At 37.6% G+C, this 21,862-nt stretch carries 20 protein-coding genes; 13 read left to right on the plus strand and 7 right to left on the minus strand.

Annotation, left to right across the window (positions count from 1 at the left end; translation table 11 throughout):
- Window position 1: 1 nt before the first annotated feature.
- Both CPS_RS07440 and CPS_RS07445 read right to left on the minus strand, forming a co-directional pair.
- Window positions 2-580: an FMN-dependent NADH-azoreductase gene (locus tag CPS_RS07440; RefSeq protein WP_011042511.1), complete on the minus strand. Its 579-nt coding sequence runs from the start codon at window positions 578-580 to the stop codon at window positions 2-4.
- 87 nt (window positions 581-667) lie between these two features.
- A complete protein-coding gene (locus CPS_RS07445) occupies window positions 668-1,423 on the minus strand; it encodes an SDR family NAD(P)-dependent oxidoreductase (RefSeq protein WP_011042512.1) in 756 nt (251 codons plus the stop codon).
- 111 nt (window positions 1,424-1,534) lie between these two features.
- On the opposite strand from CPS_RS07445, the gene CPS_RS07450 reads away from it, so the two are divergent.
- The 13 genes from CPS_RS07450 (at window position 1,535) to CPS_RS07515 (ending at window position 17,253) form a co-directional block, all read left to right on the plus strand.
- Complete coding sequence (locus CPS_RS07450) at window positions 1,535-2,134, plus strand: TetR/AcrR family transcriptional regulator (RefSeq protein ID WP_232769054.1); 600 nt, start codon at window positions 1,535-1,537, stop codon at window positions 2,132-2,134.
- A gap of 356 nt (window positions 2,135-2,490) precedes the next feature.
- On the plus strand, window positions 2,491-2,739 hold the full coding sequence (locus CPS_RS07455; protein WP_011042514.1) for a hypothetical protein: 249 nt from the start codon (window positions 2,491-2,493) through the stop codon (window positions 2,737-2,739).
- A 106-nt stretch (window positions 2,740-2,845) separates the two neighbouring features.
- On the plus strand, window positions 2,846-3,205 hold the full coding sequence (locus CPS_RS07460; protein WP_011042516.1) for a VOC family protein: 360 nt from the start codon (window positions 2,846-2,848) through the stop codon (window positions 3,203-3,205).
- 73 nt (window positions 3,206-3,278) lie between these two features.
- A protein-coding gene (locus tag CPS_RS23250) for an IS3-like element ISCps9 family transposase (protein WP_076611770.1) occupies window positions 3,279-4,471 on the plus strand; the annotation gives its coding sequence in 2 pieces (ribosomal slippage) (window positions 3,279-3,584 and window positions 3,587-4,471; 1,191 coding nt in all).
- A gap of 126 nt (window positions 4,472-4,597) precedes the next feature.
- On the plus strand, window positions 4,598-4,894 hold the full coding sequence (locus tag CPS_RS07475; RefSeq protein ID WP_011042519.1) for a hypothetical protein: 297 nt from the start codon (window positions 4,598-4,600) through the stop codon (window positions 4,892-4,894).
- 136 nt (window positions 4,895-5,030) lie between these two features.
- Window positions 5,031-5,471: an SRPBCC family protein gene (locus CPS_RS07480; protein ID WP_011042520.1), complete on the plus strand. Its 441-nt coding sequence runs from the start codon at window positions 5,031-5,033 to the stop codon at window positions 5,469-5,471.
- 106 nt (window positions 5,472-5,577) lie between these two features.
- Window positions 5,578-5,952 carry a cupin domain-containing protein gene (locus CPS_RS07485; RefSeq protein ID WP_011042521.1) on the plus strand — a complete coding sequence of 125 codons (375 nt, stop codon included), beginning with the start codon at window positions 5,578-5,580 and terminating at the stop codon, window positions 5,950-5,952.
- Window positions 5,953-6,158: 206 nt separating this feature from the next.
- Complete coding sequence (locus CPS_RS07490; RefSeq protein WP_011042522.1) at window positions 6,159-6,761, plus strand: CAP domain-containing protein; 603 nt, start codon at window positions 6,159-6,161, stop codon at window positions 6,759-6,761.
- A gap of 445 nt (window positions 6,762-7,206) precedes the next feature.
- A complete protein-coding gene (locus CPS_RS07495) occupies window positions 7,207-8,001 on the plus strand; it encodes a transporter substrate-binding domain-containing protein (RefSeq protein ID WP_041736795.1) in 795 nt (264 codons plus the stop codon).
- Window positions 8,002-8,630: 629 nt separating this feature from the next.
- Window positions 8,631-11,654, plus strand: coding sequence for a TonB-dependent receptor (locus CPS_RS07500; RefSeq protein ID WP_011042525.1), 3,024 nt, complete (start codon window positions 8,631-8,633; stop codon window positions 11,652-11,654).
- A gap of 148 nt (window positions 11,655-11,802) precedes the next feature.
- Complete coding sequence (locus tag CPS_RS07505) at window positions 11,803-16,092, plus strand: alpha-1,6-glucosidase domain-containing protein (RefSeq protein WP_011042526.1); 4,290 nt, start codon at window positions 11,803-11,805, stop codon at window positions 16,090-16,092.
- 273 nt (window positions 16,093-16,365) lie between these two features.
- Complete coding sequence (locus CPS_RS07510) at window positions 16,366-16,743, plus strand: acyl-CoA thioesterase (RefSeq protein WP_011042528.1); 378 nt, start codon at window positions 16,366-16,368, stop codon at window positions 16,741-16,743.
- Between the two features lie 165 nt (window positions 16,744-16,908).
- A complete protein-coding gene (locus CPS_RS07515) occupies window positions 16,909-17,253 on the plus strand; it encodes a YajD family HNH nuclease (RefSeq protein ID WP_011042529.1) in 345 nt (114 codons plus the stop codon).
- A 3-nt stretch (window positions 17,254-17,256) separates the two neighbouring features.
- On the opposite strand, the gene CPS_RS07520 is transcribed toward CPS_RS07515, so the two are convergent.
- The 5 genes from CPS_RS07520 to CPS_RS07540 all read right to left on the minus strand — a co-directional run bounded on the left by CPS_RS07520 (window position 17,257) and on the right by CPS_RS07540 (window position 21,813).
- Window positions 17,257-17,454, minus strand: a complete 198-nt coding sequence (locus CPS_RS07520; protein WP_238383598.1) for a hypothetical protein — start codon at window positions 17,452-17,454, stop codon at window positions 17,257-17,259.
- Between the two features lie 106 nt (window positions 17,455-17,560).
- Window positions 17,561-17,797 (minus strand): hypothetical protein, encoded by a 237-nt coding sequence (locus tag CPS_RS07525; RefSeq protein ID WP_011042531.1) that lies wholly within the window; start codon window positions 17,795-17,797, stop codon window positions 17,561-17,563.
- A gap of 76 nt (window positions 17,798-17,873) precedes the next feature.
- A complete protein-coding gene (locus CPS_RS07530; RefSeq protein WP_011042532.1) occupies window positions 17,874-19,142 on the minus strand; it encodes an MFS transporter in 1,269 nt (422 codons plus the stop codon).
- Between the two features lie 110 nt (window positions 19,143-19,252).
- Window positions 19,253-20,071, minus strand: a complete 819-nt coding sequence (locus CPS_RS07535) for a ribonuclease H family protein (RefSeq protein WP_011042533.1) — start codon at window positions 20,069-20,071, stop codon at window positions 19,253-19,255.
- Between the two features lie 395 nt (window positions 20,072-20,466).
- Entirely contained in the window at window positions 20,467-21,813 is a 1,347-nt protein-coding gene (locus CPS_RS07540; protein ID WP_011042534.1) for a DUF3422 family protein, read from the minus strand.
- Window positions 21,814-21,862 lie beyond the last annotated feature (49 nt).

Below are 21,862 nucleotides of genomic sequence, written 5' to 3' on the forward strand. Positions count from 1 at the left end.
TTTAAACACGTTCAATGGCTTTATGTGCATGAGCTAAAGTTTGAGATTCATCTCGCCCAAGACCACTACTGTCAATAAAGGTGACATCGGTAATGCCAATAAAGCCTAATATATGCCGTAAATAGTCAGAAATAAAATCAATTTCAGTGCCTAATTTTGTGCCACCAGAAGCAATAATGATATATGCCTTTTTATTCTCTACTAAACCAACTGGCCCATTATCACCGTAACGAAAGGTTAATTTAGATCTAACAACTTGGTCAATCCATGCCTTAAAGGCTGCCGGTACACCAAAATTATAAATAGGAAGACCGATTACAATATGTTCTGCTTTATATAGTTCATCAACTAATATATCAGACGCGACCAAACACACTTTTTGCTCACAAGTTCGCTCATCAACATCAGTAAAATTAGCCTTAATCCAATTTTCATCAATCAACGGAATACCATCAGCCAAGTCCCTAATTGTTACTTCGTTATTTTTTCCACTTGTAAGTTGTTCAATTAACTTATCAGTTAAAATTCGGCTATATGAGCCTGTTTTTCTCATGCTTGCATCAAGCCTTAAAATGTTCATAATCATACTTCCTCTCGTTGTAATATTGAATAATATAAACACCTACCGTTCAGTTTAAGTAGGTGAAAAATATTTACATTGATTTCATTAAGACAAAATGGGGTTTATATTAATGCCGCCATCTATATTATATTCTCCACCTGTAATGAATGAAGCATCGTCAGAAGCTAAGAAGGTAACGAGTTTTGCAATATCTTCCGGTTGTCCAAAACGTTTTAATGGAATCCTATTCTGCATAGCAGCTGCAAACTCATTTAACTGTTCTTCTTGCATACCTGTTTTACCAAAAATAGGGGTATATGTTGGGCCTGGGTTTACTGAATTTACACGTATTTTTCTTGGCGCAAGTTCAGTTGCTGCTGTTCTAGTATATGAATTTAGTGCCGCTTTAGAGGCAGCATAAATAGCCGTATTTGGCATACCGGTATAAGCATTAATAGAAGAAAGGTTAATAATAGATCCGCCATCATTAATTATCGGTAAAAACTTTTCAGTGGTAAATACTGCACCTTTGAAGTTAATTCCCATTTGAGTATCAAACATTTCTTCAGTATTTTCCCCTATAGAAGCTGGACTGAAAATACCGGCATTAACAAATAACACGTCAACAGTGCCAAACTCATTTTTTACTTGCTCTACAAGGGCATCAATTGCAGATAAATCTATAACATCAGCAACAATACCTCTAACACCTAATGTAGCCGCCGCAGTAGAGATTTTATCTGCTGAACGACCTGTAATAATTACATTCGCGCCAGCTTCTTTAAAATATTTTGCAGTTTCATAACCAATACCACTGTTACCACCCGTTACTACCGCGACTTTTCCTGTTAGATCATTCATTCGTGTATTCCCTTTATAAGTTTAAAATAATTCTGTACCGTTCAGTTCAGATGTTGACAATTTAAACCGAACGGTTCAGAATTGCAAGCATGAATTTTATAAAATGAGAAAATGATGATGACAGCAGGCCGACATCGCAGCTTTGATAAAGACAAAACACTTGAAAAAGCCATGTTGGTTTTTTGGAAAAATGGCTATCCAGGCACCTCGTTAACAGATCTAACAAATGCAATGGGTATTAACAAGTCGAGCCTGTATGCTGCTTTTGGCAATAAAGAAAATTTATTCAATCAAGCTATTGAGTATTATTTAAATAAACATGGTGTAGTGCACTTAGCTGAGCTTTTTAAAACAGAACTAAGCTTAAAGGAACGAGTCAAAAACTACTTATTCTCGATAGCGAACATGTTAACAAACCCAGACTTACCTAAAGGTTGCCTGATTAGTCAATCTACTTCAGAAATAGCGGGCTGTTGTTTACCTGAAAATTCGGCAATGAATATTAATGGCATTAATCAGCAAACCCTATTGACGTTGACTGAGTTTTTTGAAGAACAACAGGCAGGGAGGGGGATAGATGAAAACTCGCCAAAAGCAATAGCAAATTATCTTTTAACACTGCAATTCGGTTTAGCTATTTCTGCGAGAAATGGGAGTAACTTAGAAGATCTGAAAGAGACTATAAATGTGTCTCTCAGTCTTTTTAATTAATAGTTAAATACACAGACTAATAATAAAAAGTGAATGTTGCGTGTGATAGTCATAGAGTCATAGAGTCATAAGATTTGTAAGGAATTCGACTAATTGCTCTTGCAACTTTATTATTTATTCTAGTTAGTTTCTTTTCTGGTTCATAGGGAGTAAATAGATTAGTTCATCTGTAAAGGTTGGATATCTAGTACTATAAACAACTCTATGTAACCGTGTGTTTAACAGATTGAATTTATGATGTCTTCTGTTATGTTATTAAACTTTGAAGTGGGCGTTATTACTGAGACATATACATAATAAGCTGTTATGAGTCTAGTTCAAAACGGTGGTGCAGCTATCACAAAGGAAATCATTAAATGAATAAATCTCAAGAAAGTGTAGAAATTAATAAGCTAGGAGATTTATCATATCCTCTTGTTTCAACAGCTATGCTAATGCTCTTACTTCAGGTTGGTTTAGTTAGTGTGAACTATGATATTAGTGGAGACTCAATAATGAGTTTGTATTTACCTGCAATGGTTATTCTTGCTGGAATTTGGGTGCCAACATTGAAAGTTAGGCGTTTTGTAAAGCGACACAAGAACTCTAGTGCAAGCGATTTATAACGAGTCAATAAAGCAGGACTAAAAACAGTTGGCCATGCTCGTGCCTCGCTGATTTTAGCCAACAACTTTTTAGCCCCTTATTGGGGCGTTAGGAGCAAAGTAAACTATGGAGAATCCATCAACGTTATTAGTCGTTCATAACCTTAATATTTCAAAAGAGTTTTATGTGAATGTTTTAGGACTTGAATTGATGGAAGAGCATAACGACTGTTTAAAATTAAATATTGGTCATCATATAGTGTTTATGTTCCAGAGCGGGATGGAATCAATCGAATATGAGCATGGTTATAATGCTAATTCCACCTTGGTTTTTACTGTTCAAAATTTGGATGAAAAAATTAGAGATTTGAAGTCAAAAGGTGTTGTTTTTGTGCATGAATCACCAAACCAAAATAGATGGGGACGTTATTCGGCTTTTAAAGATCCATCTGGCATTGTTCATGAACTAATGGAGTTTTTCAGCTAACAAGAATTTAAAGCGGGACTGTGAAGTTCCCCCGTTTTAGTGGACACCTCCTCATAACATTGAGGAGGCTAAAATGCCTAGATATACCCAACCTAAAAAGACGTGGTTTTACCCTGTTAATTTCAAAATTAAAGCTGTCGAGCTAAGCTTACGAAACGACATGTTATCTAAGGATGTTGCTCAAGCGTTGGATATTCACCCGTTAATGCTAAGCCGTTGGCGTAAAGAATACCGAGAAGGGAAGTTTAAAAAAAACCAACACTATCAGAGCAATAGTGAACTCATGAGTAAAATCCCCACAAAGAAAGAACTAAATAAAATTAAACAGCTGCAAAAAGAAAACGACCGTTTAAAAATGGAAAATGATTTACTAAAAAAGTGGCAACGGTATCTGGCGGAAGTCCATCAGAGCGATTTGGATTCATCGAAAAACACAAAGAAGCCTTAGGTGTTAAATACCTTTGCTCATGGCTTGATGTCTCTCGTAGTGGCTTTTATGCATGGCGACGACGTCCACGTTCAATGCGTGCTATTAATGATGCGGATTTACTTTTAAATATCAAACAAGTCTTTAATAACAATCATCAAACCTACGGCAGCCCACGCGTATTTCATGCATTAAAGCGTGAAGGTATTACAACGAGTGAGAAGCGTGTTGCACGGTTGATGCGAGAAAATGGCTTACGCGCTAGAGCGCTCAAGACTTATAGCAGGCCAGCTAAGGTGAAGTTCTTTTATAAAGCGATCAAAAACAATCGTAAAAACATAAGTAAGCCTGATGCTATCAATCAGCAATGGTCGGGAGATATTACGTACCTGAAAGTAGGATCGCGCTGGTATTACTTAGCCGTTGTATTAGATTTATTTTCACGTCGTATCATTGGTTGGGCTTTTGGTCAGAACAAATCAACAGCGCTGACACTGAAAGCGCTGCAGCTAGCAATAAAGAAGCGTAAACCGACACAACCCTTGTTATTTCATACTGACAGAGGCGCTGAATATCGAGCACATGTAGTGCAGCAGTTCTTAGTTAAACATAACATTACGGCGAGTATGAACCGTCCAGGTTGTTGTACTGATAATGCTGAAGTTGAATCATTTTTTCATTCATTAAAAGCTGATTTAATCAGAGGGAATGTCTTCGCGACTACTGATAAATTACATTCAAAATTAAAAGGTTACATGAACTATTTTTACAATAGACAACGATTGCATTCAAGTTTAGGATATAAAACACCTGCTGAGTTTGAATTGGCGGTGAATTAAAGTGGATGGTGTCCACTTTATCGGGGGAAGATCACTGCTAACAGTTTGCTCAGTTTCGCTTCGATCAACAATTTGAGAAAATTAATAACAAAACCTTATTTGGGCGTTATAAACCATGGATAGTGTATGAGTCATAGCAAGGTCATTCTTTCTACTATTGATGTTACTACTAGAGGATTGGCAGCATTAATATTATTGAGAGCTTTTCCTTATCTATTTCAAAAAATCCTCTTTGGCACGTGGGATTATTTAATTTGGTTTTATCCAATTGTTTGGTTAGCATTATTATTATTATCCGTTCACCCTAATTTTATTGTGAATAAAATAAACCTACCAAAAATGACTTCATGGTTTATAGCAAGGATTCCTGCATTCTTTATTATTATTGTTGCTGCCTGGTTCTTTTTAAAGTCGGGGAGTTAGAGTAAAATGAATTATCACTAGCTGTTAAACAGGGACAAAATACAGTTGGCTTTTCTCCTTAGTCACTCATTTAAACTAACTATATTATTGTCTGTTAACAGGGCGTTATGTGCTTATTCAACTTTAGGAGATTGTTATGGTTAATATAAATCACCGAATTGGTATTAAGGCTTCACCTGAAAAAATATATCAAGCATTGACTACAGATGATGGACTAAAAAAATGGTGGACTAACGATATATCTGGAGCAGGAGTTGTGGGCTCAACGATTAAGTTTCGTTTTAACGGTGGAGGTCCCGATTTTAAGGTTACAAAACTCATTCCAAATAAAACTGTATGTTGGCAACATGCTGGGAATATGCCCGAATCATGGATGGGTACAGAGATTTCATTTCAGTTAGAAACTGTAGAGAATCAAACATTTGTAAGGTTTACTCATTCTAACTGGCATGAAACAACTGATTTTATGGCTCATTGTAATACTAAATGGGCAGTATTCTTACTTAGCCTCAAGGATGCGCTTGAAATTGGTAAGGGAACCCCCTTTCCAAATGATATACAAATTGATCATTCTTGATAAAAAATCACATAATAAGAACTTCGAACGGAACAAAAGCAGTTGGTTAGGTTCCGCTTAGATCTTGTGCCACTTTGGAGAACAGTTATGTGTCATGGAGACTGCGATGTCTAAAAATACTGCAACATATTGGAATACTTTATCCGCAGGTAATGCCCATAAATGGGAATCTATAGAAGGTAGTGATGGAATGCTAGAACAGCTAACCGTTGCTATGGATTCAATTACAGGCGATTACACTAGGTTGACACGATTCAAAGCTGGAGCCGATACAAAATTATTTGGTGGTAAATCACATGCTTATCCTGAGGAAATATATATAATTTCTGGCCGACTTTATGATGTGGCATTTGATCAATGGTTAGAGGCTGGTCATTTTGCTAGTCGTCCCCCAGGTGAAATTCATGGGCCATTCATTTGTGAGCAAGACTGTTTAGTTTTGGAAGTTTCATTTCCAAGTCAGAGTGTATCTGCCACATAATAAGTTACTAAAGCAGGACAAATAAAGCTTGGCTTTTGTCAATGCATGCCAGATTTTTCCAAGTATTTATTTGCCTCTTAGTAGGGCGTTAGTGCCTATCAACACTTGGTTCACCAGAACTATAAAATCTTAAATCAATTACTTTAAAGCGTTAAAACTTTTGCTATGATGAGGCTTGTTATATTTAATAATAGTCAGAGAGCAATATGCGTTATTGGTTAGTGGGATTTTTTTGTGTGGGCCTGATCTCTGGCTGTGGTGGTGATGATGGATCATCTAGTGACAACCAGGGATCTGATGAAACTGTCTCTAATGATGAAAGCCCTGATGAGAGTACCGACTCGAGCAGTGACACAGAAAGTGATACCAATTATAGCAAAATCAGCTGTAACGATGACTTGATTGCCGTTTTGACTTTGATTAATGAAAAGCGTGCACAGGAACAAACTTGTGGCAGTGAAAGTTATGGCCCTGTAGCTGAACTAAACTGGAATGCTGTATTAACTTTGGCTGCACAAGAGCACTCGGATAATATGGCTAACTATGATTTTTTCAGCCATACAGGCCTTGACGGAAGTACAGTCTCGACCCGGGTTACAGCTCAAGGTTACACGTGGTCTTATGTGGCAGAAAATATTGCTGGGGGTCAACCTAATGCGCAGTCTGTAGTTGATGCGTGGATGGGTAGTGTCGGACATTGTAAGAATATTATGAGCGAAAACCCAACGGAAATGGGCTTAGCGTGTAGTGAAAACAGCAATGTAACTTATACCTATTACTGGACACAAGTATTTGCTAAACCTCGTTAATCGTAAACAGTGAAGAGCCTTTGATATTGCAGAAAAACACGGATAACTTATTAGAATAATTACTTGTGGTTTTTATAAATAGTAACGATTTCCACGATCATTACTGTTTACTAGATGAGATGAAATCTCACAGAGAGAATATGTATAAAGGCACTTAGCAGGTCAGTCAAAAGGACAAAACAGTTGTTTTTGCTCCGTCGTCTAATATTTAACCAACTATTTTTAGCCTTTAAATGAGGCGTTATCGAGACAAAAATAATCCGAATTCACTTTATACAGAGCAGATATTTATCTGGATGTTATAAACATATTTCTGATATTAAAAATAATTAATAAGTCTTTATTTAGGTTGTGGCGACTAATATACGCTGCTACTTTATTACCTGACTATCAACGAGAGTATGAAAAACTATTGAGTAGCTTTTCATGTTGCGGAACGTAAATTTTGACTAAATATATAATCAATGTAATGAATTTTAAGCTGATTTTTCTCTTTTTAATCAGCTGGCAATTAGCCTTTATGCCTATAGTTTGGGCATCTATCGACGATACCAAAGAACCTATAAAAATAGGAAGCTATTTGATGCCAGGCTTACTTAAAGCAGATGGCACAGGCATATTTAATAAATTGAATAATGCTATATTCATGGAAATGAGTAAAGATGCCGAATTAACGCTAACATCTTTAAATAGGACGAGAAAAGGTATCAAAGATGGAACGTTTGATGTTTATTTTCCTGAATTGTGGGAGAACCTACCTGGAGAAAAGCATCAATATGTTGTTTCAAGACCCATTTTTTATAAACGCATAATATTGTTCACATTAGAAGGTTCTGGTTTGCTTGAACTCTCCGATTTTGAAAATGAACTTTTAGGTGTTGTTCAGGGGTTTTCTTACGGAAGAGAAATCAAATCAAATCCACGCTTACATTTCACCTCCCAAGAGGATGATATTGTAAATATTAAATTGTTGTTAAATAAGCGTATAGGTGGTGTTTTGGGGGGTTATCCAGGAACTGTGATAGCAGTAAAAAAGAATGATGCGGCCAATAAAATCCATTACAATCTAGATAAACCCGTAGCTGTTCTAGAAAGTTTTTATGTTTGTAAAAATGATGCCGATGGCATTAAGTTATGCAATGGTATTAATAAAGCCGTTGAATCGTTATTGCGAAAGGGAATATTAGAGCTGAATGATGACACTGGATTTAGTCGATTCAATCCTCAAGAGCATAACTAGTTGATGTGAAACGCTATGAGGTATTAGTCATTACAAGTTCACCAAGCTTATCCTTTAAATTATCACAGCGGGGGTACAAAACTTTGAAGTCCATTGTTGTTACATGGAGAAAGAAATTGAATTAAAAATAAGCTGTTCCTAGTCTTCTGTGGCAATAGTTACGGTTAGCCCCAATCTTACTCTTGGGCACAATACATCATATAGATCGTATCCCTTCACGTCATAAATCTTCCATTTAACGTTTGTTATTCTTTATTCATAATTGCTTTAATTTTATTTCAACTTACCCTCGTTAAAGCTAAATACAACTTGTATAGAGCTGTTTTGCATACGTATTCACATGTAATCAATTGTTACATTTTGTCTGATTTTTATTCTGATTTCTCACTGTTATGTATACATCCTCAACATCAATGTTAATGGGCTATTGGCTTATTATTAACCATGTAACGGTTACGGTTTTTATGTCTGTTTTAGTCTTTTTGTTATTACTCACGTATTTTTGAATACGTATGCAAAACATATCTAAAGAAAAACTCGCCCCTTATATTAAGTTGAAATTATAAAAACGAAGTCAGTTAGAAAACTGATGATAATAATATTTCAAGGATGAATATGAGGGAAAAATTATGCGTACATTTAAACCGAGTAAGCTCTCTATAGCCTTACTTTCCTGTGGTTTTATGGTGTCTTCTGGCGGGCTTTATGCTCAAGAAGCGGTGAAAGCCACACCCGAACCAGAAAACGTTGCCGCAAAAAAGAGTGATGAACAAGAGGTTGACGCAATCGAAGTGATTGAAGTGACTGGCTTTAGACGTTCACTTATTAAATCTATTAATCAGAAACGTTTTGCGGATACGGTATCAGAGCAAATAACTGCTGATGATTTAGGCGCATTGCCTGATGTTTCAATGGCTGATGCGTTAACACGTTTACCGGGTATTTCTGCCGTAAGAACAGGTGGGCAGGCCGCTGAGATTAATATTCGTGGTATGTCAGGCGGTTTTGTATCGACAACATTAAATGGTCGCGAGCAAGTATCAACCAGCGGTCAGCGTAGCGTTGAATTTGACCAATATCCATCAGAACTTATATCACAAGCCTCAGTATTCAAATCACCCAAAGTATCGCTTATTGAAGGTGGTGTGGCAGGTACGGTTGAATTAAAAACTGCCAGCCCTTTAAAAAATGAAGACAAGCATTCTTTTAATGTAAATGCTCGTGGGATGTATAACGATTTGGCAAGTGACGTACCTGATGCCACATCAACTGGTCATCGTTTTAGTGTTTCCTACCAAGGTAAATTTGCTGATGACACCTTTGGTGTCGCTCTAGGTTACGCGCGTTTATTTCAACCAAGTGCCACCACACAATTTGTTGGCCTTAACTACAGTAAATTAAGAGATGTAGACGGCTTAGCTGATGATACCAATGGACCAACCAAGGAAGAGGGGATTCACCTAGCTAAAGAATATGTTGGTGAAGGTTTTGAGTTGCAACACAAAGGAGGGGAAGAAACCCGAGATGGTTTTGTAGCGACCCTTGAGTGGCAGCCCGCTGATAACTTTAGTCTAAAATTTGATAGTTTCTATTCGAAATTTGATTCGGAAGAGTTTGCCCGTGGTTATCGAGTGAAATTTGATGGCAGCCAAGCGGCAATAGGTAATGCCACCATTATAGACAATTCAGTCATAGGCGGGACGTTCAATCGAACGTCTAACAGTTCAACGCGTGTTGAAATTGTTAATGATGACAACAGTGATTCTGATGAAGTACAAAGTTTTGGGATAAATGCCGACTGGCAAATCACTGATAATTTTAATATGGCGGTAGATTTATCGTATTCATCAGCCACCAGTGATTTTAGAAATGGCTTGATTTGGTCATTAGTTGCTGATGATGCTAATGCTGCGCAACCTGAATTTGATAATAATGTTTCAATTAATTACTTATTAAACGGCTTAGATTTACCTGATGTCAGTTTAAATCAAGCTGATGCTTTAACTGATTTAAGTCGCGTTATGGTAACTAAATACGGTATTTATCCTTATGTGAATTCTGATGAAGTTATTGCAGCTCGTGTTGATTTTCAGTACTCCCTTGATTCAGATTATATTTCGTCTGTAGAATTTGGCGCACGTTATTCTGAAAGAGAGTACAGCAGCGATCGTTCAGTATATGAATTTGGTAGTGATAGTGGCTTTAATTCGAAAGAAAAACCCTTAAATATCACTGAAGATATGGCGACCGTGGTTGACTGGAAGGGCGATTTTTCTTCTTTTCCAAGTTACTTAGCACTTGATCAAAACAAAGTATTAAATGCTTGGTTTCCTCAGGGCATTCCTCAACCGGTGCAAACATGGGGCGGCTCTGCAAGCGGTGTAATTAATGGCGATCCATTAGGTAAAGATACAGCTTGGACCGTGAAAGAAAGTGGTCAAGTTTTTGAAGATATCTTTGCGGCCTATATCATGGCAAATATTGATGTAGAAATTGGTGATATTCCGGTAACTGGTAACTTTGGTGTTCGTGTTGTTAGAACTAAACAAGCGTCTACTTCATTGCAAGATGTTGGTGAAACAAGGGTAAAAGATGCGTACGGACAAGACGCTATTGACGAAAATGGCGATGTTATTGTTCAAGCGAATGCAGATTTAGGTGCGCAGTTTATTACAGATGATGCTGGCCTAATCAATCAAAAATATGCACCGGGTATTATCGAAAATACTTACACCGATTACCTGCCTCAAATGAATTTAAATTTTCATATAACGCCGAACGACCAAATACGTTTTGCTGCGGCTAAAGTAATGAGTCGTCCTAATATTGACCGACTTGCTTCTAACAGCAGTGTGAGCATCAACAAAGTAACAACTGACAGTGGCACTTATGCTGAAATCAGTGGTAACGCGAAAAACAGCCCACATTTAAAACCGTTTTATGCCAATCAGTATGATATTTCCTATGAACGATATTTTTCAGAATCTGATGGTAGTTTCGTTTTTGCGATTTTTTATAAAGACATAGAATCGGCTGGTATTGTTACGCAAACAATCAGTGAATATGACTTTGCTGGTAATGGCTTAATAGTGCCAGACGAATTTATCGATCCGTTAAGTGGTGTGCCATTAGAAATTCGTAACGGTAATTTTGAAACCGCGTTTAATGATGATAAAGGCGGTTATATAAAAGGGCTTGAAGTGAGTTACACCCAAATCTTTTCATTCTTACCTGATTTTTGGTCTGGCTTAGGACTTAGTACAAGTTACTCACATACCAAAAGTGAAATTCAACAAATTTCACAATTAGGACAGCAAGACTTACCTATTACACTGCCCGGCTTATCTGAAAATGTTTTACAAACGACACTTTTCTGGGGTTATGAGGGTTTTGAAACCCGCATTAGTGCGCGTTATCGAGATGAGTTTGTATCAGAGCAAGTAGCGGTTGAAGCACAAACGGTTAATTACGATGACGAACTAGTCATCGATTATCAGGCTTCTTATCAGTTTAATGACAATTTAGGTGTGGTTTTTCAGGTGAACAACGTAACCGACGAACCGACTAAAAGTTACTTTGGCGTACAAAGCCAAACGGGCACCATTCAGTACTTTGGTCGTCAATTCTTTTTAGGCATGACCTACGCGTTATAGCGGCAGTTAGTTTTGAGTTATTAACCAGTATTTATTAGTCAGGAGTTATTCAAAATGAATGAAATTAACTATTCAAATAAAAAAAATCTAATAATTTCCGTCTTAATTCCGGTATTAACTCGCCAATTATTCATTTGGAGTAAAAGTTATGTTTAGTCAAAAATCGGTGTTAAGAGTTATTGTCTTAGCATCAGTATCAATGGTACTTGTCGCGTGTGGTGGCTCAGAGTCTACCGAGCCAGGTGAAGTACTACTTAGTTGTGATGTGCCAATGGTTTCTGATGCTGCTGGCACAAGTTGTGTTGCGCCAGAGCCTATTGAATGTCCCGTTCCAACGGTGCCTGATGCATTAAATGAAAGTTGTGTTGTTGGTATAGATCCCAAGGCACCTGAGCCTATTATTTTTGCAGGCGAAAATCAGGCGTTGCTATTTTATAACCGTGCAGACGGTGAATACAGTGACTACAAAATGCATAATTGGAACAGTGCTGAATGTGATGCGTATGCGGCAGATTCTTTGGCGCCTTCTTGGGATAATGGCTTAGCGCATACCGGGGTTGATCCTGTGTACGGTGCGTATTGGTTATTAAATCTTAAAGACGATCATAACGAATGTGGTCACTTTATTATTCACAAAGGCACTGATGACGCAGGAAAAGAGTTTGGTGGTGGTGATTTTAAAATGCCACTGTTTCAGGATGATGAAACATACCAACGTATGAATTTCACCTTTTCAGGTGTCGCTTCTATTTTTGAATATCCTGTTGTAACTTTGGGTAAACAAGCATTAGCAATTAGTGGTTTTTCAGCACATTGGATTGATAGCAATACCTTTACATGGAATGTTAATTTTGATCTGGTTACATCGGTAAAATTACACCATTCAGCGACTGCAGGTATTGGTGCCGATGAAGCTAACGAAGACGTTATCACAGGGACGGTTGTTGAGTTGTCGGAAGTTGATTTAACTGACGAACAAAAAGCTGCGGCGCCTTTAGTTGCAGACTGGCCTGCTTTTTCGGGTAATTGGTCAATTGAAGAAGCAAAAGCGATTGCTAAAAATCAATTGGTTTTAGTTGGTTATAACGCAGAAGGGCTAGCGGTTGCTGCCACTAATGTGCAAGCTGATTTAGTATTAGATGATCTTTATACCAAAGGCGAAATGGATGCTAATGAAGCAACGTTAGGTGTTGTTTATGACAATGGAACCGTTAAAGTTTCTGTGTGGTCTCCAACCGCTCAACAGCTTAAATTGAATGTCTATAACGCGGATAAAGAAATGGTTTCAAGTCATGATATGACTGAAGACTCAATGACTGGTGTTTGGAGTTATACGGGTGATGCAAGTCTTGACCGTCAATTTTATCGTTTCGCGTTAACGCTTTATCATCCAGAAAATAAAGCGATTGAAGAAATAGAGAGCACAGACCCATATTCGTTAAGTTTATCAACCAATGGTGAATATTCTCAGTTTGTAAATTTATCTGATGAAGATCTACAACCTGAAGGCTGGGATGGCCATGCAGTATCTACCATTGAAAACTACGAAGATGCGGTAATTTACGAAGGGCATATACGTGATTTTAGTGCACAAGATGAAAGTACTTCAGTTGAAAATAGAGGTAAATTCTTAGCGTTTACTGAAATTAACTCTGCACCTATGCAGCATTTACAAAAGCTAGTCGCTAACGGTTTAACGCATTTTCATATGTTACCTGCGAATGATATAGCAACTATTGATGAAGATGCAGACAAGATTATCGATTTGGATAGTACGGTCTTAGCGTTATGTAAAGTCAATTTCAAAGCACCACCTTGTTATCAGAATCTAGATGACCAAACATTGCGTGCTGTTTTTGAAAGTTATTCTCCTTATTCAAACGAGGCAGTAAAACTAACAGAAGCGATGCGTGATACGGATAGTTTTAATTGGGGTTATGATCCTAAACATTTTAATGTGCCTGACGGTATTTATGCTTCAAATCCAGACGGAGTAAGCCGGATTAAAGAAATGCGTGCGATGATCAAATCCTTGCATGACATTGGCTTACGTGTGGTATTAGATGTTGTTTATAACCATACTAACTCTGCTGGTTTATGGGATAACTCGGTACTTGATAAATTTGTACCTGGCTACTATCACAGCCGTGATGTTACTACTGGCGCTGTTCAAAATAGTACTTGTTGTAGTGATACAGCCCTTGAACATCGCATGATGGACAAGTTGATGGTCGACTCACTTAAACAGTGGACTGAACAATACCAGTTTGACGGGTTTCGTTTCGATATTATGAGCCAAGGCTCTAAAGAACAGATGTTAGCAGCACGTGATGCTATTCAAGCGATAGACCCTGATAATCATTTTTATGGTGAAGGTTGGTACAAAGATTCTCGAGGTTTTGAACGCGCTGACCAAGAAAATATGGCCGGTACTGAAATTGCCACCTATAACGATCGTATTCGTGACGGTATTAGAAATGCGACTTTGTTTAACAACGAAAGTGATTCAGACTACCCGTTTGAGCAACAAGATATTGTTAAATTTGGCATGGCAGGCACGCAAACTGACTATGTATTGAAAACCTTTAAGGGCACTGACGTAGTCGGTAGCTCTGCAGGTATGTATGCCAAGGACCCTGCTGATATTATTAACTATGTTTCAAAACACGATAATGAAACCTTGTGGGATATCTTACAATTTAAGTTAAGCCCTGAAATGAATAATAGCGAACGTGTTCGTGCGCAAAACATTTCTCAATCAATCGTATTATTGTCACAAGGTATTCCATTTTTACAAATGGGTGGTGATTTCCTTCGCTCTAAGTCGTTAGACCGTAATACTTATGATGCCGGTGATTGGTATAACCTAGTTGATTTTACATTTGAGTTAAATAACTGGAATAAAGGTTTGCCTCTAGATAATGGTGGTCGAGACTACGATGACATAGTTTCTCTAGCGTCAAGTTCATCAAGTACTGTTTCAATGACGGATATATTATTCGCATCAAATGTGTTCAATGAGTTTTTGTCGATTCGTACAAGCAGTCCATTATTTAGATTGACCACTGCGACAGATATTATCAATCGCGTTGGTTTTCATAATATTGGTAAAAATCAAACGCAAGGTTTGATTGTGATGAGTATAGATGACGGATCAACTCTTACTGATATCGACCCAAATTATGATGCATTAGTGGTTGTGGTAAATGGTACTAATAGCGAACAAACACATACTATTGCCTCCGCAAGTAATTTTACCTTGCATCCATTATTAGCTGGTTCTGTTGATGGTACCGTTGCTAGCGCTACCTTTGAGCAGGGTACAGATGAAGGCAGCTTTACGGTTCCTCCGCTAACTACCGCTGTTTTTGTGAAAGTACAAGGTGAAAGCCAAGCAAGCGGTTTATCCGCTTATGTAACAGCAGGCGCACCTGATGTGGTTCCTTATGGCGATACCGTTGCTTACGTTCGTGGAGAGATGAATGGTTGGAATCCTGATGATGCATTTACTTATATTGGAGATGGAGTCTACCAAGCTAAAATTACCCTTGCAGCAGGATCTTATGGTTTCAAGGTGGCAGATTTTGATTGGTCATCAAACATTAACTTAGGTGCTCCAGGATCAGGTGGTGAAGTATTAGAAGATCAAACTTTTAATTTATTACCGGGCAGTAATGACAATTTAAGTATTACTGTTGCGATTGATGGGACTTACTTCTTTACCCTTGATGCCTCTAATACCGACGCTCCTACTTTGTTAGTAGAAAATGAAGAGCCGTTTGTTGGAACACCGATATTTATTCGTGGCGACATGAATGGTTGGGGTGAAGATAACGAATTAATTTATATAGGTAATGGTAAATATCAAGCCACTATAACCATTAGTGTTTCAACGCCTAGCTTTAAAATAGCTTCCGCTGATTGGTCTACAGTAAATATGGGCGCACCAGCTGATGATATGGAAATAACTGAAGGTGAAAATCAATTATTGTTATCAGGTAGTGGTGATAACTTCAGTATGAACTTTACTGTCGATGGAGATTACACTTTTGTTTTTGACGCCTCTGATTTAGCTGAAGCAACGTTGAGTATATATTCAGCTGAAATATTTGGTGCCACACCGGTATTTATTCGTGGTGACATGAATGGTTGGGGTGAAGTTGATCAGCTTAGTTATGCTGGTGCAAGTAGTTATTCAGTGGAATTAAACCTAACCGCAGGTGACTATGGCTTTAAAATTGCCTCGGGTGATTGGTCAACATTCAATTTAGGTGCGCCGGCGGACACTAGCGTTGTTGCCCTGGATTCTCCGTTAACATTATTACAAAACTCACAAGATAATTTGAGTGTCACTATTGTAGATGATGGTGTTTATATTGTTACGGTTACAGGGCCTGATCCGACAACACCGACTATCAATATTAGCAAAAAACTGTAATGACTACTGTCAGTTAATAGCAGTGGAATAAAGCGTTACATTTAAACTGTCTCGACCTAGAATACGTTAAAAGCTCTCTACTTGTTAGGGAGCTTTTTTATAGGTAAAAAACTATTTGTATCGATTCATACTGTTTGTGGAGATCCAAAAATAATAGCTAAAGCAAATAAGTATAACCGGGCATCAATTAGAGTTAATGCTCAGTAATTAGCAAGAAAGCTTGCTATAATAAGCCTTACTATTTTAGATATACATTTTACTTAAAGGCTTTTTATGCGCTTTCTTTCCCGTCGTCTTGTTATGCCCAACGATTTAAATTACGCAAACTCTCTATTTGGTGGTCGCGCACTCGAATGGATTGATGAAGAGGCTGCTATTTACGCTATCTGTCAATTAGAAACCAACTGCTTAGTAACAAAACATATAGGTGCAATTAGTTTTGAGTCGGCCGCTATGCAAGGTGATGTAGTAGAGTTTGGTTTAGAAACTAAAAAAGTAGGTCGTACCTCTATTACTGTGACGTGTTTAGTCCGTAATAAAGTGACTAAAAAAACCATTTGTTTGGCGGATGACATTGTTTTTGTACAAGTTGATGCGAAAACACGTTTACCTATTCCACACGGTAAAACACTGGAATCACTAGATCAGTAAATTAGACTAAAGCTATTTTAAACTGAATCATGCCGTTTGAAGTTGTTCGGGTATAGCGTAAAAAAAATACCCTTAATCAGTAGTATTCCTTTATATCCAGCTATTGCTAAGCTTCGCGCTTAGCAATACACTAGTAATATAATTTATTTACCTTCTTATATTCCTATGTCCTCAGATCGCTTTGGCACAAGTGCCAACTACAAACAACAAGAAAAAGGTTATCGTGACCGAGCATTAAAATTATTCCCTTGGGTATGTGGTCGCTGTGCCCGTGCTTTTGAGTTTTCTAACTTAAGAGAATTAACCGTGCATCATATGGATCATGATCATACCAATAATCCAAATGATGGTAGCAATTGGGAACTATTGTGTATTTACTGTCACGATAATGAGCATGCTAAATATACTGACCATGCTAATTATACAACCGAAGTAAAAGCGGGCGATACCAACCAAGATACTGCCACGTATAATCCCTTTGCGGATTTAAAATCAATGTTGAAGAAATAACTCTTACTTCAATACATCTTCTTGCGTTAGATACTGCTGATAAGTCGCTATGCCAAAAAAGCGAATGGATTTTTTAATTTTTAATTTTTTGGCAATCAGTAATTCACCACAATAAATTTTGACGACCTGCTTTTCTCCATTACTATCGGTTTCATAATCATGTAGAGGATTGACTCTGAGGTTATCAAATTCAGTTTTCATTATGAGTTTCATTGCATCAGCACTCCGTCAATAATAGGTGAAGTTTGTACCTATAAGTTATGCCTATAATTTATAGCTAGTCTTATAGTTTACCTTTTAGATTACTTTAAAGTTTATTAATATCTTTTTGCACTTGGTAGCCTTCGTCGGTGACAATTTTTTCTAATACTTGTACGCGCTCGGTGAGTGCTATAATTTCTTTTTTTAGTTCATCATTTAGTGAGTCAGTACTATTGTTATGGCTAATCGTTTTCGCTTTAAACTCTAAATGTTTGTTATACATTTTATATAAAATACCGAAGACGACACAGACAATAACAACGACCATAGTTGTTCCACTCATAATTACATCCTTCTTTTTTTATTGATTTAAGGTTCTCGACCATAATACTTTAATTCGATTGGTATAAATTATAGTCTTAATTAGTTTTCAGCATATTCAATGTTAACTTTTTCTGATGTTTATGATAAAAACCAACCACAGTAAACAGTACAAGAATAAAGGGGAGACTCGTTATCACAACCCAGTGCCAACCCGCATTAAACAATACCCAACCAGCTAATAGAGAAGCTACTGCTTGAAAACCAAATAAGACAAAGTCATTGGTTGCTTGAACTTTATGACGCTCGCTGGCGTGATAACTCTCGGGTAATAAAGAGGTGCCAGTTAAGAATAAGAAGTTCCAACCAATACCTAATAAAATAAGTGCCCACCAATAATGCATCACTTCATGGCCTGATAAGGCTATCAGAGCAACTACAGCATAAATTGATATGCCAATGACCATCAGCCCTTTTAGTTTTAGATATTTTACTAACCAAGGGGTGAATAACGACGGAATATACATGGCGGCAATATGGCTTTGTATGACCCATTTAGTTTCTTGTAAGCTGTGTCCTTGTATATGGTGCATGCTAATAGGTGTCGCGGTCATTAAATAACTCATTAATGCATATCCAATGGTCGCGGTACAAACAGCAATTAAAAAGATAGGCTGTTTAGCTATAACCTTTAATTCTCTTGGCTCTCCAATGGTCTCATTTGCACTAACGGGAGGATTTTTAAAGGCTAACATCATTATCATGGCGCAAAGGATCAGCGCGGCTAAAAATAGAAAAGAGCCCGCATAACCATAAGGAGAGTTTAGCCAATCTTTTCCCGCTACAGCTACTTCAGGACCTAGAAATGCAGCAAAGACGCCACTTAGCATTAAAATAGATAATATTTTAGGGACATCTTCCTTATTCAAGCTACTCTCAATTGCTGCAAAGCGTAACTGTTGTGTGAAGGCTCCACCGATGCCAATTAACATGCTAGCAAAACAAAAGAGTTCAAACAGCGCTAGTTTTGCTGAAAATAACGCAACAATTACGGCAATTAAAGAGCAACTTAATCCGGTGTAAACGGCAAACTTTCGGCCTTTATTTTTAGCTAACATAGCAGCAGGAATAGAGCCTGCAGCGACACCTAAAATCATTAAGGTAATTGGCAGGGTTGCTAGCGAAGGATCGTTGGCCATTTTACTGGATAAAATACCGCCAATAAAAACAATAATAGGCGATGCAGACATCACTAAAGGCTGAGAGATAAATAATATCCAAATGTTTCTCGGTAAGGTAAATACGCGAGAGAGAACAAAGGCTGTTATTAATAATAACGTAATAGTAATTAGGATATTCGTTAGCATATTCTCATCAGTTTAATTAAGATCTGGTTAGCTCAGCTCTATTATTGTTCATTTAGTTTAGTTCAACTCAGCTTAAGTTATGGTCAATTAACGTAGGCATCAACATCAGTCTAACCAGAGTCCATAGCAAGAATAGCTTTTATGTTGATTGTTTCGCTATAGCGGATCATATTAACTTGTTGCTGCTTTCTAGCAAGTACTGCCATTCTATCTGCCAGTTCATTGCCTTCTATATTTGCGTGACCTTTAACATGGCGAATGGTTATTTTGGTATGCATGGTTTTATAAAGCGCATAACATTGTTGTATTAATGCTAAGTTTTTAATCTCCTCACCTTTACCACGGGTCCAGCCTTTTGCTTTCCAACCTTTCGCCCATTTTGTAATTGAATCGATAGAGTATTTAGAGTCGGATAAGATACAAATACTTTGCTCGCTGTTTTTATCGATAAAGTGTTGTGCAATTTGAAAAGCAGAAAGCATACCGCTTAACTCGGCAGTATTATTGGTACCATTAGGCAAATACAAACCGTAATACAGCGAGGTAACTTTGCCTAATTCATAAACCGCAAGGCCCGTGCCTGATTTACCTGGATTAGGAGAGCAAGCACCATCACAGTATATTTCAATATCGCTTGGACCATTTGGACTAACAGCGGTAGTTTTAGCGCTAGCACTTTTACTGGTTTTTTTGCTGGTTGCTGTGCGACTCGAGGTAGGTGCAGAACTTGCTGTACCTTTCTTACTTAAAGAGCGTTGCATCAATGCTTTTGTGTAAGTTGTTGCGAAAGCTTGCTCGGCAGCACTTTTTGATTCAAAGCCCATATACTGAGCATCTGAGCGACCCGCAGTATGTTGCTGAACTTCTGGCCACGTGGTAAATATACCTGTTTTCGCGCCTTTCCAGATCACATAGAATTTTTTACTCATAACTTAATAGCTAGCTCTTATTTGAAGATATTTAATGATAAAGATACTTAATGATTTGCATTATCAGCAATAAGTTAATGCTTAGCTACTAAAAAATAGGAAGAAAGGGATTATATACCCGTTATCATTCAAGATGCATGTTTCAGAGTACTTGAGTAATTTCAATTCAAGGCGCTGTGATGAAATAATGGTTGTTCCATTATAAGTCACAGCAACGATGAAGTGATGTTGCTCAAGTGCTTATACCCATGAAACTTCAAGATAGGATTTTCAGGATGCCCGAGCAATTCATGACCGAAGCACATTTTTTTATTAAGGGTGCTCCCTCAAAAAGAGAGGGGACATAGGGGAACTTTTTGCTTTTACCTTGGTTTGAATGTTTACGGCTATAAGAACTATTTTAACCCTTTCATCAAGCGCTTATGTATTAAGCGTGTGCCAACAAATACAATGCCAATGACAATAGGTACAGCAAAACCACTCACTAGTTCATGATTATATTCAACACCTAAGGTTGGTAATGAGGTGAGCATAGTTTCGAATAATTGCATGCCATAATAACTTATTGCAGCAACAGATAAACCTTCAACGGTTTGTTGCAAGCGCATTTGCACGTGAGCACGATGATTCATTGATTTTAATAAGGTTTGGTTTTGCTCCTGTAGTACCATTTCAACACGGGTGCGTAATAAATCACTGGCACGGGTCACTCTTTTAGAGATATCTTCTAAATGATTTGACGCTGTTTGACAGGTTTTAACTGCCGGGGTAATTCGACGCATTAAGAATTCTTGCAAGGTCATATAACCAGGGATTTCTTCTTCTTTTAATTCTTCCATTCGTTGCAATGCCACGTCGTAATAGGCATTTGTAGCAGAAAATCGGTAAGTGCTTTGGCTACGATAATCTTCCACTTTTGCTGCTATTTTAGAGACTTGTGTTAGTAGCTCTCTATCACTTTTTTCAGTACCTAACGCGATGTAAGTTGTCACTTGTTGCAGTTGGATGTCGAGTTGATTCAGCTCACTATTAATTGCTTGTGCTAGCGGTAAACCCAGTGTTGCCATTAAACGGTAGGTATCAAGCTGTAATAATTGCTGTGCTAGGCGCCCAAGCTGTGCAGGTGACAAGTCTTCTTGGTATATCAGAAAACGACCAAAACCATCTTCATGTAATTTAAATGAACTCCAGACTTTCGCCTGTGAATGTACGGGAGCACTGGCGATCAATGACATATTGTCAAAAAATTGTTCAACCTTGTGTGTTTTCGCTTTATCTATATTCTCAGATTCAATAATCAAATGAACTGCCGCGATAACTTGACCGGGCATTTGCTCAAACCAATTGCTGGGAACATAATCAATCGCATTTTTAACAAAAGGTTGGTCAGTTAATGGCGCTTGGTGGATAAAGGTATAGGTGGAATATTCTAAATGGCGCTCCCAGCGAAGACTGAATAAACCAAAGTCTTGATAGAAACATGGCATTGACTTAGCGGGAGAGTTTACTTGAAATCTATTACATAAAAGTGAGATGAAATCATGCTCTTGCTGCTTTAATTCCCCTTGATGCTGAATAGCAATATGCGTGAGCTGAGCGGGCGATGATATTGATTGAAAAGGTCTATTATGCAATTCGTTATAAAGTTTTTCACGTAACGGATGAATCGCTATTTTATGCAACGAAGATAAAGGTAGTACTGTATTTTCAGATAATTCATTAGATATTAATTTATTTAACAAAGTACAACTCTCGACGCTATTTGTGTTTTTGTATTGAGTATATGTTAGC

Source organism: Colwellia psychrerythraea 34H, from assembly GCF_000012325.1.
Classification (GTDB): domain Bacteria; phylum Pseudomonadota; class Gammaproteobacteria; order Enterobacterales; family Alteromonadaceae; genus Colwellia; species Colwellia psychrerythraea_A.

What these genes read in the sequence shown, in the direction of transcription:
- CPS_RS07440 (WP_011042511.1), bottom strand. Translation starts at nt 580, where the DNA reads ATGAACATTTTAAGGCTTGATGCAAGCATGAGAAAAACAGGCTCATAT.
- CPS_RS07445 (WP_011042512.1), bottom strand. Translation starts at nt 1,423, where the DNA reads ATGAATGATCTAACAGGAAAAGTCGCGGTAGTAACGGGTGGTAACAGT.
- CPS_RS07450 (WP_232769054.1), top strand. Translation starts at nt 1,535, where the DNA reads ATGATGATGACAGCAGGCCGACATCGCAGCTTTGATAAAGACAAAACA.
- CPS_RS07455 (WP_011042514.1), top strand. Translation starts at nt 2,491, where the DNA reads ATGAATAAATCTCAAGAAAGTGTAGAAATTAATAAGCTAGGAGATTTA.
- CPS_RS07460 (WP_011042516.1), top strand. Translation starts at nt 2,846, where the DNA reads ATGGAGAATCCATCAACGTTATTAGTCGTTCATAACCTTAATATTTCA.
- CPS_RS07475 (WP_011042519.1), top strand. Translation starts at nt 4,598, where the DNA reads ATGAGTCATAGCAAGGTCATTCTTTCTACTATTGATGTTACTACTAGA.
- CPS_RS07480 (WP_011042520.1), top strand. Translation starts at nt 5,031, where the DNA reads ATGGTTAATATAAATCACCGAATTGGTATTAAGGCTTCACCTGAAAAA.
- CPS_RS07485 (WP_011042521.1), top strand. Translation starts at nt 5,578, where the DNA reads ATGTCTAAAAATACTGCAACATATTGGAATACTTTATCCGCAGGTAAT.
- CPS_RS07490 (WP_011042522.1), top strand. Translation starts at nt 6,159, where the DNA reads ATGCGTTATTGGTTAGTGGGATTTTTTTGTGTGGGCCTGATCTCTGGC.
- CPS_RS07500 (WP_011042525.1), top strand. Translation starts at nt 8,631, where the DNA reads ATGCGTACATTTAAACCGAGTAAGCTCTCTATAGCCTTACTTTCCTGT.
- CPS_RS07505 (WP_011042526.1), top strand. Translation starts at nt 11,803, where the DNA reads ATGTTTAGTCAAAAATCGGTGTTAAGAGTTATTGTCTTAGCATCAGTA.
- CPS_RS07510 (WP_011042528.1), top strand. Translation starts at nt 16,366, where the DNA reads ATGCGCTTTCTTTCCCGTCGTCTTGTTATGCCCAACGATTTAAATTAC.
- CPS_RS07515 (WP_011042529.1), top strand. Translation starts at nt 16,909, where the DNA reads ATGTCCTCAGATCGCTTTGGCACAAGTGCCAACTACAAACAACAAGAA.
- CPS_RS07520 (WP_238383598.1), bottom strand. Translation starts at nt 17,454, where the DNA reads ATGAAAACTGAATTTGATAACCTCAGAGTCAATCCTCTACATGATTAT.
- CPS_RS07525 (WP_011042531.1), bottom strand. Translation starts at nt 17,797, where the DNA reads ATGAGTGGAACAACTATGGTCGTTGTTATTGTCTGTGTCGTCTTCGGT.
- CPS_RS07530 (WP_011042532.1), bottom strand. Translation starts at nt 19,142, where the DNA reads ATGCTAACGAATATCCTAATTACTATTACGTTATTATTAATAACAGCC.
- CPS_RS07535 (WP_011042533.1), bottom strand. Translation starts at nt 20,071, where the DNA reads ATGAGTAAAAAATTCTATGTGATCTGGAAAGGCGCGAAAACAGGTATA.